The organism is Holophagaceae bacterium, assembly GCA_016720465.1.
In the GTDB taxonomy this organism is placed as follows: Bacteria; Acidobacteriota; Holophagae; order Holophagales; family Holophagaceae; genus JANXPB01.
The window spans coordinates 91,038-107,603 of sequence record JADKKO010000002.1; the positions used below are offsets into that span (position 1 = coordinate 91,038).

The 16,566-nt window shown below is 63.1% G+C and carries 12 protein-coding genes and 4 tRNA genes; all 16 read left to right on the forward strand.

The genetic code is table 11. The features are described 5' to 3' along the window. Positions 1-12 precede the first annotated feature (12 nt). The 16 genes from IPQ13_04755 (at position 13) to rpoC (ending at position 16,460) form a co-directional block, all read left to right on the forward strand. A complete protein-coding gene (locus tag IPQ13_04755) occupies positions 13-1,398 on the forward strand; it encodes an outer membrane protein transport protein (protein ID MBL0210212.1) in 1,386 nt (461 codons plus the stop codon). Further along, entirely contained in the window at positions 1,398-2,141 is a 744-nt protein-coding gene (gene rlmB, locus IPQ13_04760; GenBank protein ID MBL0210213.1) for a 23S rRNA (guanosine(2251)-2'-O)-methyltransferase RlmB, read from the forward strand. Before IPQ13_04755 ends, rlmB begins: the two co-directional genes overlap by 1 nt. Before the next feature lie 175 nt (positions 2,142-2,316). Next, positions 2,317-2,403: transfer RNA gene (locus tag IPQ13_04765), tRNA-Tyr, on the forward strand. Between the two features lie 37 nt (positions 2,404-2,440). Further along, positions 2,441-2,516 (forward strand) — tRNA-Gly (locus IPQ13_04770). A 28-nt stretch (positions 2,517-2,544) separates the two neighbouring features. After that, positions 2,545-2,619: transfer RNA gene (locus tag IPQ13_04775), tRNA-Thr, on the forward strand. A 53-nt stretch (positions 2,620-2,672) separates the two neighbouring features. Continuing rightward, a complete protein-coding gene (tuf, locus tag IPQ13_04780) occupies positions 2,673-3,866 on the forward strand; it encodes an elongation factor Tu (protein MBL0210214.1) in 1,194 nt (397 codons plus the stop codon). Positions 3,867-3,914: 48 nt separating this feature from the next. After that, positions 3,915-4,064 carry a 50S ribosomal protein L33 gene (gene rpmG, locus IPQ13_04785; protein MBL0210215.1) on the forward strand — a complete coding sequence of 50 codons (150 nt, stop codon included), beginning with the start codon at positions 3,915-3,917 and terminating at the stop codon, positions 4,062-4,064. A gap of 49 nt (positions 4,065-4,113) precedes the next feature. Further along, positions 4,114-4,189, forward strand: a tRNA-Trp gene (locus IPQ13_04790). Positions 4,190-4,261: 72 nt separating this feature from the next. Then, complete coding sequence (gene secE, locus IPQ13_04795; GenBank protein ID MBL0210216.1) at positions 4,262-4,453, forward strand: preprotein translocase subunit SecE; 192 nt, start codon at positions 4,262-4,264, stop codon at positions 4,451-4,453. Positions 4,454-4,536: 83 nt separating this feature from the next. Next, positions 4,537-5,190: a transcription termination/antitermination protein NusG gene (gene nusG / locus IPQ13_04800; GenBank protein MBL0210217.1), complete on the forward strand. Its 654-nt coding sequence runs from the start codon at positions 4,537-4,539 to the stop codon at positions 5,188-5,190. A 112-nt stretch (positions 5,191-5,302) separates the two neighbouring features. Beyond that, positions 5,303-5,734, forward strand: coding sequence for a 50S ribosomal protein L11 (gene rplK / locus IPQ13_04805; GenBank protein MBL0210218.1), 432 nt, complete (start codon positions 5,303-5,305; stop codon positions 5,732-5,734). 82 nt (positions 5,735-5,816) lie between these two features. After that, a complete protein-coding gene (locus IPQ13_04810) occupies positions 5,817-6,509 on the forward strand; it encodes a 50S ribosomal protein L1 (GenBank protein MBL0210219.1) in 693 nt (230 codons plus the stop codon). A gap of 11 nt (positions 6,510-6,520) precedes the next feature. Beyond that, positions 6,521-7,012, forward strand: a complete 492-nt coding sequence (locus IPQ13_04815; GenBank protein MBL0210220.1) for a 50S ribosomal protein L10 — start codon at positions 6,521-6,523, stop codon at positions 7,010-7,012. Positions 7,013-7,068: 56 nt separating this feature from the next. Beyond that, positions 7,069-7,446, forward strand: a complete 378-nt coding sequence (gene rplL, locus IPQ13_04820) for a 50S ribosomal protein L7/L12 (protein ID MBL0210221.1) — start codon at positions 7,069-7,071, stop codon at positions 7,444-7,446. A gap of 346 nt (positions 7,447-7,792) precedes the next feature. Further along, positions 7,793-12,181: a DNA-directed RNA polymerase subunit beta gene (gene rpoB, locus IPQ13_04825; protein ID MBL0210222.1), complete on the forward strand. Its 4,389-nt coding sequence runs from the start codon at positions 7,793-7,795 to the stop codon at positions 12,179-12,181. A 67-nt stretch (positions 12,182-12,248) separates the two neighbouring features. Beyond that, the gene (rpoC, locus tag IPQ13_04830; protein ID MBL0210223.1) at positions 12,249-16,460 is read left to right on the forward strand and encodes a DNA-directed RNA polymerase subunit beta'; all 4,212 of its coding nucleotides are present in this window, start codon (positions 12,249-12,251) and stop codon (positions 16,458-16,460) included. Positions 16,461-16,566: the final 106 nt, after the last annotated feature.

The following is a 16,566-nucleotide window of genomic DNA, read 5'->3' on the forward strand; positions in this document are numbered from 1 at the left end:
GGAGGCACTGGTATGGCGCGACGCATCAACTTGAGCAGGGGCTTGGCCGCAACAGCCGCACCGGTGTTGCTGGGCCTCCTGTCGCCCGCCCTGGCCGCCCAGACCATCGCCCTGCCTGCGTCGGACCCCGTGGGCATCTCCCGCAGCGGCGCTGGCGTGGCCTATGGCCGGAGCCTTGAGGCGGCGGCCCTGAACCCCGCCCTGCTGCCGACCTTGGAGGGCCGCTTCCAGTTCTTCCTGGCCGCCGGCGAGGAACTGGAATCCTCGCAGGTTTCTCTGCGGAGCAGCCAGCGGACTGTGTACAGCACGGACCGCAACCGGGTCCTGCCGGCGCTGGGACTGGCCTGGAAATTGGGGAAATCGGCGGGCATTGGCCTCAAGGTGGATTCGCCCTTCCTGCGCCACAGCCGGCTCAGCGGGGATACCCCCGTGCGCTTCCTCGGGGATGAGCTGGACCTCAAGGCCCAGCGGGTTGAACTGCAGTTCGGCATCGCCCTGCGCAGCAATTTTTCCATCGGCCTGGGCGCGGGCTTCGTGAAGATCGATTCAGCCTCGGGCGCCTCCCTTCGCGGGCTCATCCCCCAGGATCCGGCGATCGGGGTTTCGGGAGCCAATCCTGCGCAAGGACTCTTCGAGCAACGGGTCATTCAAAAAGGCAGCGCCACCGCGCCTTCCTTCTCCGCCGGATTCCGATGGGCCATCGGTCCGCGCTGGACCCTCGCCGGGGCCTACCAAAGCACGATTCGCGGCACTGCCACGCAGACGGCCCGTTTCGCCGATGATCCGTACCATGTCTATGCGAATGATGGTTTCTCCACGCCGCCCCTGGGCATCGAGGCCAAAGGCGGAACCGTGCTGGGCCTCAGCCGCGCCTTGCCCGGCACCGATCGAATCGCCTTGCCATCTCGAGCGGCCGTGGGCCTGCGCCAACGTGTGAACCAGCTTTTCACGTGGGAATTGGATGTGCGCTACACCCAGGGGACGCAATTCGAGTTTCCCTCCATGCCCTCCATGGCCACGCCCAGCGGCGTGGTGAGCGTGGCCTATCCGGCCGGCCCGTTCATCAATTCCGTGGGTGTCAGCTTCATGGGCGAGCTGAAGCTCACGAAAGCCTGGACCGTGCGGGGGGGGTTCTCCCTGGATCAGTCCTCCCGCAAGGATGAGGATGTGGAACCGCTCCTCGGCGGCCAGCGAAGTTCTGGTTTTTCGGTCGGGTTCGGCTGGCAGGTGGCGGGCGGCGAACTGAATTTCGGATACCAACTCCGCCAAGCCCAGGACCAGGATCCTATCAATCTCGATGGCACATGGCGCGACACGGGCTACCGGAGGACCGGGACCACCACGCGGGTGGAAGGGATGGGACACGTCTTCGCCATCGGCTTCAAAAAGATCTTCTGATGCGTTTCCTGGGGCCCCATGCCTGCGAGGAAGCCTTGGTCCGCGGCGAACTTCATGTGCTCAGGGTGGCGCCACCGGTCTGGGGGCGCTTCGCGAAGCTCAGGGAATCCGCCCGGGACGCGGGGGTGGTGGTCCACCAGGAACCCATGGAAAGCTTGGACCGCCGTGCCGAAGGTGCCCGGCACCAGGGTGTGCTGGGGGAAGGCGCGGCCCTGCGGCTGCAGGAATTGGATACGCTGCTGGAACGCGTCCGGGAGCGGGGGAAGGCCGCCCTCGTCCTGGTCCTGGATGGCATCACCGATCCCCATAATCTCGGCGCGATCCTGCGTTCCGCCGCGGGCGCGGCCGTGGACGGGGTCATCTTCCCGGAGCGCCGCTCGGCCCAGGTCAACGATACGGTGGTGCGGGCCAGCGCCGGAACCGCCGGGCGCGTGCCGCTGGTGCGGGTGGTGAACCTCGGCCGGGCCCTCGACGAACTGAAAGCAGCCGGAGTGTGGATCTACGGCCTGGCGGCGGGGCCGAAGAGCCGGGACTACCGGCGAGAGGCCTTCGATGGCCCCACGGCCCTGGTGCTGGGTTCCGAAGGGGAGGGGCTGCACCAGAAAATTTCCGAGCGTTGCGACCAGCTGCTGGAAATCCCCATGCCCGGGGGCATCGAGAGCCTGAATGTTTCAGCCAGCGCGGCCATCTGCCTTTTCAGGGTGCTCGCGATGCGGGACCAGGCCGGTGCGGTCGGGCCTTGACCGGCGAAGCGGGTCCCAGTGGAATTTTTTATTGGAGTGATCGCATTTCCCGTGATACATTCGGGGTTCCCTATTCAGGAAAGCCCTGCCTTGCAGAGCACGTTTTTGAAGGCTTGAATGGGGCCTGCTGGATCCTCCGTCAGGAGGTCCGGGCGCTTGAGTTTGACAACGGAATGCCGAGATGGCCGAGTGGTTAATGGCAGCAGACTGTAAATCTGCCACGCAACGCGTTACGAAGGTTCGAATCCTTCTCTCGGCACCAGCACTGTTTCTAGGGTGCTGATTCCGTACCAGACAAGGCGGGAATAGCTCAGTTGGTAGAGCGTCAGCCTTCCAAGCTGAATGTCGCGGGTTCGAGCCCCGTTTCCCGCTCCAATTCATGGCGCCACGCTCAAAAAGTTCGGCCCACATAGCTCAGTGGTAGAGCACTTCCTTGGTAAGGAAGAGGTCACCGGTTCAAGCCCGGTTGTGGGCTCCACCTTCGCATCCACCCCTTTTTTTCACTCCAACCTATCCTTCCAGGAGGCACCCGTGGCCAAAGAGAAATTTGATCGCTCGAAGCCCCACGTCAACATCGGCACCATTGGTCACGTGGACCACGGCAAAACCACTTTGACCGCGGCCATCGCGACGATCCTGTCCAAGAAGAGCGGCGGCACGGCCAAGAGCTACGACCAGATCGACTCCGCCCCCGAAGAGAAGGCCCGCGGGATCACGATCAACACGGCCCACGTCGAGTACTCGACGGCCACGCGCCATTACGCGCATGTGGACTGCCCCGGCCACGCCGACTACGTGAAGAACATGATCACCGGCGCGGCCCAGATGGACGGCGCCATCCTGGTGGTCGCCGCCACGGACGGTCCCATGCCCCAGACCCGCGAGCACATCCTGCTGGCCCGCCAGGTCGGCGTGCCCTACATCGTCGTCTTCATGAACAAGATCGACATCGCCGATCCCGAACTCGCCGAACTGGTCGAGATGGAGATCCGCGAGCTGCTGAGCTCCTACAAATTCCCGGGCGACGAGATTCCCATCATCAAGGGCAGCGCCAAACTGGCGCTCGACCACGCCGACGACCCCAACCACCCGGATTGCAAGTGCGTCCTGGACCTGATGGACGCCGTCGATTCCTACATTCCGGACCCCGTCCGCGCCGTCGACAAGCCCTTCCTGATGCCCGTCGAAGACGTGTTCACCATCACGGGCCGCGGCACCGTGGTCACGGGCCGCATCGAAGCTGGCGTCGTGAATGTGCAGGACGAGATCGAGATCGTCGGCATCAAGGACACCGTCAAGAAGGTCGTCACGGGCGTCGAGATGTTCCGGAAATCCCTCGACCGCGGCCAGGCGGGCGACAACGCGGGCATCCTGCTCCGCGGCGTCGAGCGCAAGGATGTGGAGCGCGGCCAGGTGCTGTGCAAGCCCGGCAGCATCACCCCCCACACCAAGTTCACGGCCCAGGTCTACGTCCTTTCCAAGGATGAGGGCGGCCGCCACACGCCTTTCTTCAACAAGTACCGTCCCCAGTTCTACTTCCGCACCACGGACGTGACCGGCTCCATCACCCTTGAAGAGGGCCGCGAGATGGTCATGCCCGGTGACAACGTCACCCTGACGGTGGAACTGATCCAGCCCATCGCCATGGACAAGGGCCTGAAGTTCGCCATCCGCGAAGGTGGCCGCACGGTGGGCGCCGGCAACGTGGACACCATCATCGCCTAAAGGCTGGCAAATTCGCGGGCCCTGCCCGCGTCTCAAAAGGAGGTCAACATGCGCGAAATCGTCCACCTGCAATGCACCGAGTGCAAGCGCAAGAACTACAGCACCACCAAGAACAAGCGCACCACCACGGGCAAGCTGGAGTTCCAGAAGTTCTGCCGTTTCGACGGCAAGCGCACCCTCCACCGCGAAGCCAAGTAGGCAATCATTTTTCGCCGGGCGGCCCTCAAGAGCGGCCCGGTTCTTCGCTAGGGGAGTAGCTCAGCTGGTAGAGTTGCGGACTCCAAATCCGTCGGTCGCAGGTTCGATCCCTGTCTCCCCTGCCACTCTGGTCTGGCCCCAGCAACCCGCTGGGGCCACGTTTTTCTTGCGATGGCACTTCATTCCTGGAGCATCCCTTGATTTCCAACCTCAAGACTCAGGTCCAAGAGCTCTTCGCGGAGCTGAACCGCGTGGATTGGCCCAAAAAGGACAAGGTGGTTCGCTACACCTGGTCCGTGACCATCCTCTCGGTCCTTGTGGGCCTGTTCCTCTGGGGTTCCGATCTCGGCATCGCCAGGCTGCTCAAGTTCATCATCCCCACCCATTAGGGGCGGGGCCGGGGGTCGGGGGCGGGGGGGGGGGGGGGGGGGGGGGGGCCGGGACGACTTGATGGAGGCCTAGGATGACCGAGATGGCAGACATGTCCGCGCTACCCGCGATCCAGGCCGCCGGGAGCCCCGTGGGCGCCGAGCCGGGCAATGCCGAGCGCCGGCTCGCCTGGTTCATCATCCACACCTATTCGGGCTATGAGGCCAAGGTGATGACCCACCTGCGCCAGCGGGTCAAGATGGAGGAGCGGGACGAGCACTTCGGCGATATCCAGATCCCCGAGGAGACCTACGAGGAAATGAAGGTGGACGCCAAGTCCGGCCGCAAGGAGCGCGTCGTCAAGAAGCGCAAGTCCTTCCCCGGCTACCTGCTGGTGCAGATCGCGGTGTCCAAAAAAGGCAACAGTTTCGAGATGGAAGACGCCGACTGGCATCTGGTCCGCAACACGCCGAAGGTGACGAGCTTCGTGGGCGCCAACAAGAAACGGCCCACGCCGCTCACCGATGAAGAAGTGCGGCAGATCATGAACCACCAGGAAGAGACCCAGGAGAAGCCCAAGCCGAAATACCACTTTGAAAAGGGCGAAAAGGTACGTATCATAGACGGCCCCTTCGCGAACTTTGAAGGGGATGTCGACGAGGTCCACGAAGAGCGCTCCACCATCAAAGTGCTGGTGACGGTGTTCGGCCGCAGTACCCCCGTGGAACTCGATTTCATCCAGGTCGAGAAACGCTAGTTTCGAGCCCATAGACCAGATCCGGTGGAAAGCGCCAATCCAGGCGCCCCACACTTAAAGGCGGCAGTCGCCGGCATGCGCCGGAATCAGCCGCGGAAAAGGAAAAAACCAGATGGCAAAGAAAATCACCGGCTACATCAAGCTGCAACTCCCTGCGGGCGAAGCCACTCCGGCTCCCCCCGTCGGCCCGGCCCTCGGCCAGCATGGCGTGAACATCATGGAATTCGTGAAGCAGTTCAATGCGAAATCCGTGACCTCGGTTGAAAAGGGCACGACCCTCCCCGTGGTCATCACTGTCTATGCCGACAGGTCCTTCAGCTTCATCCTGAAGACGCCTCCCGCCGCAGTGCTGATCATGAAAAAGCTCGGCCTCGATAAGGGCAGCCCCACCCCCAACAAGCAAAAAGTCGGGAAGATCACCAGCAAGCAGATCGAAGAGATCGCCAAGGTGAAGATGCCCGACCTGAACGCCGGCAGCCTGGAGGCCGCCATGCGCTCCATCGCCGGCTCCGCCCGCTCCATGGGCGTCGAGGTCATCGACTAGTTTTTCCAATGGTGATGAGGCATCGTGCCGAATCCCCGGCCACCGCGACCGTTCTCGCGGCAGATCAAAGATAGGAGCCAACATGGCAAAAACCGGAAAGAAATACCGGGCTGCCGCGGCCAAGATCGAAGATCGCCCCTACGAGCTGAAGGAAGCTCTCACCGTCATCAAGGACGCGGCTTTCGCCAAGTTCGATGAGACGGTCGAGGTCCACATGCGGCTCGGCGTCGACCCCCGGCACGCGGACCAGATGGTCCGCGGAACCATTGTCCTCCCCCACGGTACGGGCCGGACGATGCGGGTGGCGGTCATCGCCCAGGGCGAAAAGATCAAGGACGCGGAAGCAGCGGGCGCTGAAGTGGTCGGCGGCGACGATCTCGTCGAAAAGATCGCCGGCGGATACCTCGAGTTCGACGCGCTGGTTGCGACGCCGGACATGATGAAGGGCGTCGGACGCCTGGGCAAGGTGCTGGGGCCCCGCGGCCTCATGCCGAACCCCAAGACCGGCACCGTCACCTTCGACGTGGCCAAGGCCATCAAAGAGATCAAGGCCGGCAAGGTGGAATACCGCGTGGACAAAACCGGCATCATCCACGCAGGCGTCGGGAAACTTTCCTTCGGCGTCGAAAAGCTGCAAGAGAATGCCCAGGCCCTCATGGACGCCGTCGTGAAGGCCAAGCCTTCCGCCGCCAAGGGGAAGTACGTCAAAGCCATCCATCTGGCTTCGACCATGGGTCCCTCCGTCACCGTCACAGCCGCCTTGGCTGAGAAGTAAAGGAGGCAGACATGGAAAAGACCAAGAAAATCTCCGAGGTCGCATCGCTCAAGGGCACCTTCTCTTCCGCCACCACCGCGGTGGTCGTGGAGTTCAAGGGGCTGACCGTGGACAAGGACACTGCGTTCCGGAAGTCGATCCGCGACAGCAAGAGCCAGTACCGGGTGTCCAAGAACACCCTGCTCCGCCTGGCGGTGAAAGACACGGCCTTCGAAAGCTTCGCCGAGAAATTCCAAGGCGCTTCGGCCGTCGCCAGCACGAATCAGGATGCGATCGCCTTGGCCAAGGCCGTGCAGGGTTTCCTCAAGGACAACCCGGCCGTCACCTTCAAGGCCGCCATCATGGATGGCAAGTCCATCAGCGCCGGGGAGCTGCAAGCCCTGGCCGAGCTTCCCAGCCGCGAAGTCCTCATCAGCAAACTGCTGTATCTCATGCAGTACCCGATTTCCGGCCTGGCCATCGCGCTGGACGGCATCCGCAAGCAAAAGGAAGGCGCGGCCTGAGCGCCCCGTCCCCATCCCCTAAACCGAACCCAAAATTTGAATCATAGGAGAATTTCATGGCTCTCACCGCTGATCAACTGATCCAGGAAATTGAAGGAATGACCGTTCTCGACCTGGCCAACCTCGTGAAGGCCCTCGAGGAGCGCTTCGGCGTCTCCGCCGCCGCCATGGCCGCCCCCGCCGCCGGTGGCGCCGCCGCCGGCCCCGCGGCCGAAGAGCAGACCGAGTTCAACGTGGAGCTCACGGATTGTGGCGCCAACAAGTTGAACGTCATCAAGGCGATCCGCGAGATCGTGGCAGGCCTGGGCCTCAAGGAAGCCAAGGACCTGGTGGATGCCGCCCCCAAGGTGGTCAAGGAAGGCGCCTCCAAGGAAGAAGCCACCAAGATCAAGGAAAAGCTCGAAGCTGCTGGCGCCAAAGTTACAATCAAGTAACCAGTCCGTCTGGAGTACTTACAAGCGTGAGGGGTCGGCAGGACCCTTCACGCTTTGCGTCTTTCGATTGAAGTGGTATGCTTATTCCTTACGCCCGAACTCGGTCCCCCTGTTCGAGCTACTCGGGCGCTCCGGCGTCCGACCCACTAAAGTAACTCCGAAAAGGCCCCGGTTGCGACGATCGAAGCACACCCGAACCATCCCTTTCGAGCCGGTCCCCGACACAGCGCCGCTGTAGGCCTGGGACTGGCCTTCGGCGTATCTGCGAACACCAGACAGCTTCCATCCGTCCAGCAAGACATTTGATATTGGCACCTCGATTACTGCAGCTCCCCTGGAGTGACCCATGAGCGTTCAACAGAACATCTACCGCCAGCGACACAATTTCTCGAAGATTCGCTCCCTGGTTCCCATCCCGAATCTCATCGACATCCAGAAGCGGAGCTACGACGAATTCCTCCAGATGAACCTGCTCCATGGCGAGCGCGAAATCCGCGGCCTCAAGTCGGTTTTCGAGTCCATGTTCCCGGTGCAGAACGGGAAAAACGCAGACGGGTCCGATGCCTCCCTGGAAATCGAGTTCCTGGACTACACCGTGGGCCATTGGGCCTGCAAGTGCCAGAAGTTCGTGGGATTGGAGCATCTGCGCACGGTCTGCAAGAACTGCAGCCATAGCATCGTGACGGACCATCCGAAGGATCCTTCGGTGGACTGCCCCAAATGCGGAACGCGCAACAAGAATGCGGCGACCATCTGCGACGTGTGCAGCGAGCCGGTGAGCCTGCACTCGAAGATGAGCATGGAAGAGTGTGTCGAGCGCGGCGCCACCATGGCGAGCCCCCTCAAGATCCGCGTGCGCCTGAACCAGTTCGAGAAGGACGACAAGGGCAACCGCAGGTACAAGCAGAGCCAGGAATCCGAGGTCTATTTCGGCGACGTTCCGACCATGACGGACCGCGGCACCTTCATCATCAACGGCACCGAGCGCGTGATCGTGAGCCAGCTGCACCGCAGCCCGGGCGTCTTCTTCTCCATTAGCCCCGACAAGACCCAGTACAGCGCCCAGATCATCCCCTACCGCGGCTCCTGGATCGAATTCGAGCTGGACGCCAAGGGCCTGCTCTACGCGCGCATCGACCGCAAGCGCAAATTCCTGGGCTCGACCTTCCTGCGCGCCCTGGGGCTCTTCGACGAGACCATGGCGGACAACCAGGGGTTGCTGCGCCGCTTCTACACGCCCGCGCGCTTCGTCCTGAAGGGCTCGAAGATCAGCATGGTCCCCGGCGAACTGATGCTGGGCCACCATTCCACCGAGGACGTCAAGGATCCCAAGTCCAAGACGGTGATCGCCGCCGCGGGCAAAAAGATCAGCCGCCGCCTTCTGGAGCACATGCTCAAATCCGGCGTGAAGCAGGTGGCCGTGGAGCGCGATGTCCTCGACGGCGCCGTGCTGCTGAACGACGTCGTGAACATGAACACCGGCGAAGTGCTGCTGGAGGCCAACGAGCCGTTCCTCCAGACCCACCTCGAAATGTTCCAGGCCGGCAATGTCACGGAATTCGAAGTCTGCTTCCCGGAAATGGACGCCACCGGCAAGGTCTTCAGCGAAACGCTGACCAAGGACCACACCGAGGACGCCGAGGAAGCCGCCAAGGAGCTCTTCAAGAAGATCCGGCCAGGCGAGCCCGCCACCATGGAAAGCAGCAAGAAGCTGCTCTACGGCATGTTCTTCGATCCCCAGAAGTACGACCTCAGCAAGGTGGGCCGGCACAAGCTCAACGCCAAGCTGTCGCTGGAGACCGAGATGGATGCCCGCGCGCTGCGCGCGGATGACTTCGTCCATACGGTCAACTACCTGCTGCGCCTGAAGAAGTACGACACAACGCGGCAGGAGATGGGCGACATCGCGCCGGTCCGCGCGGACGACATCGACCACCTGGGCAACCGCCGCGTGCGGTCCGTCGGCGAATTGCTGGAAAACTGCTTCCGCGTGGGCCTCGTCCGCGTGCAGCGGGCCATCAAGGAGAAGTTCTCCATGGCCCAGGATCCCAACTCGCCGCTCCAGGCCCACGACCTCATCAACAGCAAGCCCGTCATCGCGGCCATGAAGGAATTCTTCGGGTCCTCGCAGCTTTCGCAGTTCATGGACCAGACCAATCCGCTGTCCGAAATCACCCACAAGCGCCGCTTGTCGGCCCTCGGACCGGGCGGCCTCAGCCGCGATCGCGCGGGCTTCGAAGTGCGCGACGTGCACACGTCCCACTACGGCCGCATCTGCCCCATCGAAACGCCGGAAGGCCCGAACATCGGCTTGATCTCCTCCCTCTCGTGCTACGCCCGCATCAACGAATACGGCTTCATCGAGTCCCCCTACCTCAAGGTGGAGGACGGCAAGATCGTGAACTTCGCGAAGGTCACGAGCGTCGGCGATTCCAAGTTCGGCTACATGCAGGTGGTGCGCCTGGACGAACTGGAGAAGGAAAACAAGAAGCTCGAAAAAGAGGGCAAGCGCCCCGCCAAGTTCGAGATGCACGCCTTCTACCTGAGCGCCTGGGAAGAGGACGAGCACATCATCGCGCAGGCCAACGCCACCGTGGACGACAAGGGCAACATCCTGGATGAATACGTCACCTCGCGGCAGGCTGGCGAGACGAAGATCGTCGAGCGCGCCAAGGTGACGCTCATGGACGTCTCCCCCAAGCAGGTGGTGTCCGTCGCCGCTTCGCTTATCCCCTTCCTCGAGAACGACGACGCAAACCGGGCCCTCATGGGCGCGAACATGCAGCGCCAGGCCGTGCCCCTCATCCGCACCGAAGCCCCCATCGTGGGCACGGGCATGGAATACGTGGCCGCCAAGGACTCCGGCGCCTGCGTGATCTGCCGCCGTTCGGGCATCGTCGAGACCGTGGATGCCAACCGCATCGTGGTCCGGGTCGAGGACGACCCGGATACCGAGGGCCTGGAAAGCGGCGTGGACATCTACACGCTCACCAAGTTCGCGCGCTCCAACCAGAACACCTGCCTGAACCAGCGCCCCCTCGTGAAGAAGGGCGAATACGTCACGGCCAACCAGATCCTGGCGGACGGCCCCTGCACCGACCATGGCGAACTGGCCCTGGGCCGCAACCTGGTCGTGGCCTACATGCCCTGGCGCGGCTACAACTTCGAGGACGCCATCCTGATCTCCGAGCGCGTCGTCAAGGAAGACCTCTACACGACGATCCACATCGAGGAATTCGAAGTCCACGCCCGCGACACCAAGCTGGGCCCCGAGGAAATCACCCGCGACATCCCGCAGATCCGCGAGGAGATGCTCAAGAACCTCGACGAATCCGGCATCATCCGCATCGGCGCCACGGTGCGCCATGGCGACATCCTCGTGGGCAAGGTCACGCCCAAGGGCGAGACCGTGCTTTCTCCCGAGGAAAAGCTCCTGCGCGCCATCTTCGGCGAGAAAGCCAGCGACGTGAAGGACGCCAGCCTGACCGTGCCCCCCGGTATCGAAGGCACCGTGGTGGACGTCAAGGTCTTCACCCGCAAGGGCCAGGAGAAGGATCTCCGCACCCAGGCCATCGAGCACGACCAGGTGGTCAAGTGGGAGAAGGATCTCGAAGACGAGGAGCGGATCATCCGCGCCGAGGCCAAGAAGAAGATCGTGGTCCTGCTGAAGGGCAAGGAACTGAGCGAAATGCTCAAGGATGACAAGGGCAAGGAACTACTTCCCCCCAAGAAGAAGCTCACGCAGAACATGCTGGAAGCCGTGCCCTACCACCGCTTCCGCCAGATCAGCGTGGCCGCGGGCAAGGAGCGCCTCGAAGCCCAGGTCCTGGACATCCTCGACAAGACCGAGAGCCAGCTCAAAGTGCTGCGGGACATCCTCGCCGAGCGCGAAGACCGCCTGAAGAAGGGCGACGAGCTCATGCCCGGCGTGCTGAAGACCGTCAAGTGCTATGTGGCCGTCAAGAGGAAGCTCCAGGTCGGCGACAAGATGGCCGGCCGCCACGGCAACAAGGGCGTGGTGAGCCGCATCCTGCCCGTGGAGGACATGCCCTACCTGCCGAACGGCCAGCAGGTGGACATCGTGCTGAACCCCTTGGGCGTTCCTTCCCGAATGAACATCGGGCAGGTGCTCGAATGCCACTTGGGCTGGGCCGGACGGACCCTCGGCGTCCACTTCTCCACGCCCGTGTTCGATGGCGCCCGGGAAGGCGACATCAAGGAATTCCTGAAAAAAGCCTGGGAGAAGAACGGCAAGATCGGTCCGGATGTCACCGGCAAGACGCTGCTCTTCGACGGAATGACCGGCGAAGCCTTCGAACAGCCCGTGAACGTCGGCTGCGTCTACATGCTCAAGCTGCACCACCTCGTCGACAACAAGATCCACGCCCGGAGCATCGGACCCTACTCGCTCATCACGCAGCAGCCCCTGGGCGGCAAGGCCCAGTTCGGCGGCCAGCGCTTCGGCGAAATGGAAGTCTGGGCCCTGGAAGCCTACGGCGCGGCCCACGTGCTGCAGGAGCTCCTGACCTACAAGTCCGACGACATGCACGGCCGCACGCAGATCTACCAGGCCATCATCAAGGGCGAAACCATCAAGGATCCGGGCCTCCCGGAGAGCTTCAACGTCGTGAAGAAAGAGCTCAATGCGCTCTGCATCGATGTGGAAATGCTCACCCGCGAGGAACTGGCCCCGAGCTTCGAAGGCGAGGATTCCGCCTTTTCCATCGACGCATAGGCGCTAGGGCGAACCCTCGCCCGAGCCCCAAGGCCGTACCGATCCCGATTCCGTTCCAGAGGTCCCCATGTTCCCAGAACCGCAAAACATCAACGCCTACGAGTGCATCCGGGTCAGCCTGGCGTCGCCCGACAAGATCCGCTCCTGGTCCAGGGGCGAGGTCACCAAGCCCGAGACCATCAATTACCGGAGCCTCAAGCCCGAGCGGGACGGCCTCTTCTGCGCCCGCATCTTCGGCCCCGTGAACGACTGGGAATGCCTGTGCGGCAAGTACAAGCGCCAGAAGTTCAAGGGCGTCGTCTGCGACAAGTGCGGCGTTGAAGTCACGAAAAAGGCCGTGCGGCGCGAGCGCATGGGGCACATCCAGCTCGCCTCGCCCGTCAGCCATGTGTGGTTCTTCAAGGGCGTCCCCAGCCGCATCGGCTACCTGCTCGACATCCCCCTCAAGGACCTCGAGCGCGTGCTCTATTTCGAGGCCTACGCCGTCACCGAAGCGGGCACCACGCCCCTGAAGGAAGGCGAGATCCTGGGCGAGGACAAATACCGCGACTACAAGCACCAGTTCGGCGAGGGGTTCAAGGCCCAGATGGGCGCCGAGGGCATCAAGGAGCTGCTGAAGCACGTGGACATCGAGGCCCTGGCCATCGAGCTGCGCGCCATCATGAAGACCGAGACCTCGGCCCAGAAGCGCTCGAAAATCGCCAAGCGCCTGAAGGTCACCGAGGCCTTCAAGCGCAGCCACAACAAGCCCGAGTGGATGATCCTGGACGTGATCCCGGTGCTGCCGCCGGAACTGCGCCCCCTGGTGCCCTTGGATGGCGGCCGCTTCGCGACCTCCGACCTCAACGACCTGTACCGCCGCGTCATCAACCGCAACAATCGATTGAAGAAGCTGCTGGAACTGCGCGCGCCGGACGTCATCGTCCGCAATGAGAAGCGCATGCTCCAGGAAGCCGCCGACGCGCTGTTCGAGAACGGCAAGCGCGGCCGCCTTCTGCGCGGCGTCTCCAACCGCCCGCTCAAGTCCCTGTCCGACGCCCTCAAGGGCAAGCAGGGGCGGTTCCGCCAGAACCTGCTGGGCAAGCGCGTGGACTACTCCGGCCGTTCCGTCATCGTGGTGGGACCGGACCTCAAGCTGCACCAGTGCGGCTTGCCCAAGAAGATGGCGCTGGAGCTGTTCAAGCCCTTCATCTTCAACCGGCTCGAGCACAAGGGCTTCGCGGCCACCATCCGCCAGGCCAAGGAAATGGTGGAGGAAGGCCGTCCCGAAGTCTGGGACGTGCTGGAAGAAGTGATCCAGAACCATCCCGTGATGCTGAACCGCGCCCCGACGCTGCACCGCCTCGGTATCCAGGCCTTCCAGCCGGTGCTGGTGGAAGGCAAGGCCATCAAGCTGCATCCCCTGGTCTGCACCGCCTTCAACGCGGACTTCGACGGCGACCAGATGGCCGTCCACGTGCCCTTGAGCCCCATGGCCCAGATCGAGGCCCACGTGCTCATGATGTCCACCCAGAACATCCTCAATCCCGCCAACGGCAAACCCAACGTGGTGCCCAGCCAGGACATCGTGCTCGGCGGGTACTACCTCACGAAGAAGCGCTTCGACCGCAAGGGCGAGGGCATGATCTTCGGGAACATGAACGAGGTCGTGGCCGCCCACGGCTACGGCATCCTGGACACCCACGCGCTGATCCAGCTCCGGTACACCGGCGAACTGGTGGACACGGAAGCCTGGCACGCCGCGGATCCGAAGAAGAACAGCGAGCAGGAAGTCTTCGAGTGCCCCGCCCAGAAGGTGGAAAACGCGCTGATCACGACGACCGTCGGCCGCGTGATCTTCAATCTGGCCCTGCCCGAAGAAGTGCCCTACATCAACGGCCTGCTCAAGAAGGAAGGCCTGCTGTCCCTGGTGAACCGCTGCTACAAGCTCAACGGGCCCGAAGTCACGATCCGCATGCTGGACGCCATGAAGGACATCGGGTTCATGTGGGCCATGAAGGCCGGCGTCTCCGTGGGCATCGACGATCTCATCGTGCCCGCCACCAAGCCCAAGCTCATCAAGGAAGCCACCGAAGAAGTCCGCGCCATTGAAAAGGAGGCCTTCGAAGGCCGCCTGGACAGCGCCACGCGGTACAACCGCATCCTGGAAGTCTGGTCGAAGACCGCCGACCAGGTGGCCAACGACATGATGAAGAACATGGAGAAGAAGAACAACGAGGAGAAGTACCTCAACTCCGTCTACATCATGGCCGACTCCGGCGCCCGCGGCTCGAAGACCCAGATCCGCCAGGTGGCGGGAATGCGCGGCCTCATGGCCAAGCCCTCCGGCGACATCATCGAGACGCCCATCACCGCCAACTTCAAGGAAGGCCTGAGCGTCCTCCAGTACTTCATCTCCACCCATGGCGCCCGCAAGGGCCTGGCCGACACGGCGCTCAAGACCGCGGATTCCGGCTACCTCACCCGCAAGCTGGTGGACGTGGCCCAGGACGTGATCATCAACGAGAACGACTGCGGCACGCTGGACGGCATCGAAGTCGCCGCCATCGTCAACAGCGACGGCACCATCCGCGCCCGGCTGCGGGACCGCATCATGGGCCGAGTGACCCTGGAAGATGTCTTCGATCCCTACTCCAAGAAGAACATCGCCCCCGCCGGCACCCTGCTCAGCGAGGACCTGGCCTTCAAGATCGAGACCTCCGGGATTCCCAGCGTCCGGATCCGCTCGGTCCTCACCTGCGAAGCCAGGCGGGGCGTCTGCGCCCAGTGCTACGGCCTGAACCTGTCCACGGGCAAGCTCGTGGACCAGGGCGAGGCCGTGGGCGTCATCGCCGCGCAGTCCATCGGCGAGCCCGGAACGCAGCTCACCATGCGCACCTTCCACGTGGGCGGCGCCGCCAGCCGCGCCTCCGAGAAGAGCACCCACGAGGCCCAGACCAAGGGCTTCGTGAAGCTGGACGGCATGAAGACCGTCAAGAACCGCAAGGGCGAACTGCTGGCCCTCAGCCGCTCGGGCTACATCCTGGTGGTCGATGGCGACGGCAACGAGCGGGAACGCTACAAGGTCGCGCCCGGCGCCATGATCCGCGTGAAGAACGGGGAGGAAGTGGAACCCAAAACGGTGCTCGCCGAGTGGGATCCCTACAATGACTACGTCATCACCGAAAAAGCGGGCATCGTGGACTTCAAGGAATTCGAGCCCAACGTTTCCTACGTGGAAGAGCGCGACCCCATCGCCGGCCGGTTCCGCCGCAAGGTCATCGACCCCACCGACGACAAGCTGCACCCGCACATCAACGTCAAGGGCGAGAACCACAAGGTGCTCGTGCGCTACAACATCCCCACCTCCGCCTACATCGAAGTGGAGGAGGGCCAGGAGCTCAGCCCCGGCGACGTGCTGGCCAAGACGCCCCGCCAGCAGGCCAAGACCTCTGACATCACCGGCGGCCTGCCGCGGGTGACGGAGCTGTTCGAAGGCCGCAAGCCGAAGGATCCGGCCATCATTTCCGAAATCACCGGCCTCGTGAAATACGGCAACCGCGTGCGCGGCAACCAGAAGGTCATCGTCGAGAGCGAGACCGGGGAAAAGGGCGAATACCTGATCCCGCGCGGCAAGCACATCCAGGTCCAGGACGGCGACGAGATCCACTCCGGCGAGAAACTCACCGAAGGCGCCGTCTCACCCCACGACCTCCTGAAGGTCGAGGGCGACAAGGCCCTCCAGGCCTTCCTCGTGAACGAAGTGCAGGAGGTCTACCGCGCCCAGGGCGTGACCATCAACGACAAGCACATCGAGACCATCATCCGCCAGATGATGCGCTGGGTCATGATCACCGAAGTGGGCGACACCCCGCTCATCGTCGAAGAGAAGGTGGACAAGAACCGCTTCAAGGACATCAACGAGCAGGCCATGAAGGACGGCGGCCTCCCCGCCACCTGCGAGTCGCTGCTGCTGGGCATCACCAAGGCGGCCCTCACCTCCGAGAGCTTCATCTCCGCGGCCTCCTTCCAGGAGACCACCCGGGTGCTCACCGAAGCAGCTCTTGAAGGCCGCGTGGACTACCTCCGCGGCTTGAAGGAGAACGTCATCCTGGGCCGCCTGATCCCTGCGGGCACCGGCATCCCCGCCTACCGGAACCTGGAGATCGAGGAAGGCCAGTACCCCGAGATCACCTATACGGAAAACGTGCTGGGCGACGATTTCGACGACGAGTACAGCCGCATGGCTGCCCACGTCGAGGAACTGCAAGGCCTTACGGAATTCGACGGGGAAGATTGATCTATCCTCCAGAGCCCCAAGAAAAAGAGCCGCGTGAGCGGCTCTTTTTCTTGGGGCGCCGCCCCTGGCAGGACGGGCCGCGGGTCATGTCAATTCGATCAATCGC

What these genes read in the sequence shown, in the direction of transcription:
- IPQ13_04810 (MBL0210219.1), top strand. Translation starts at nt 5,817, where the DNA reads ATGGCAAAAACCGGAAAGAAATACCGGGCTGCCGCGGCCAAGATCGAA.
- IPQ13_04815 (MBL0210220.1), top strand. Translation starts at nt 6,521, where the DNA reads ATGGAAAAGACCAAGAAAATCTCCGAGGTCGCATCGCTCAAGGGCACC.
- nusG (MBL0210217.1), top strand. Translation starts at nt 4,537, where the DNA reads ATGGCAGACATGTCCGCGCTACCCGCGATCCAGGCCGCCGGGAGCCCC.
- IPQ13_04755 (MBL0210212.1), top strand. Translation starts at nt 13, where the DNA reads ATGGCGCGACGCATCAACTTGAGCAGGGGCTTGGCCGCAACAGCCGCA.
- rplL (MBL0210221.1), top strand. Translation starts at nt 7,069, where the DNA reads ATGGCTCTCACCGCTGATCAACTGATCCAGGAAATTGAAGGAATGACC.
- rpoB (MBL0210222.1), top strand. Translation starts at nt 7,793, where the DNA reads ATGAGCGTTCAACAGAACATCTACCGCCAGCGACACAATTTCTCGAAG.
- rpoC (MBL0210223.1), top strand. Translation starts at nt 12,249, where the DNA reads ATGTTCCCAGAACCGCAAAACATCAACGCCTACGAGTGCATCCGGGTC.
- rpmG (MBL0210215.1), top strand. Translation starts at nt 3,915, where the DNA reads ATGCGCGAAATCGTCCACCTGCAATGCACCGAGTGCAAGCGCAAGAAC.
- rplK (MBL0210218.1), top strand. Translation starts at nt 5,303, where the DNA reads ATGGCAAAGAAAATCACCGGCTACATCAAGCTGCAACTCCCTGCGGGC.
- rlmB (MBL0210213.1), top strand. Translation starts at nt 1,398, where the DNA reads ATGCGTTTCCTGGGGCCCCATGCCTGCGAGGAAGCCTTGGTCCGCGGC.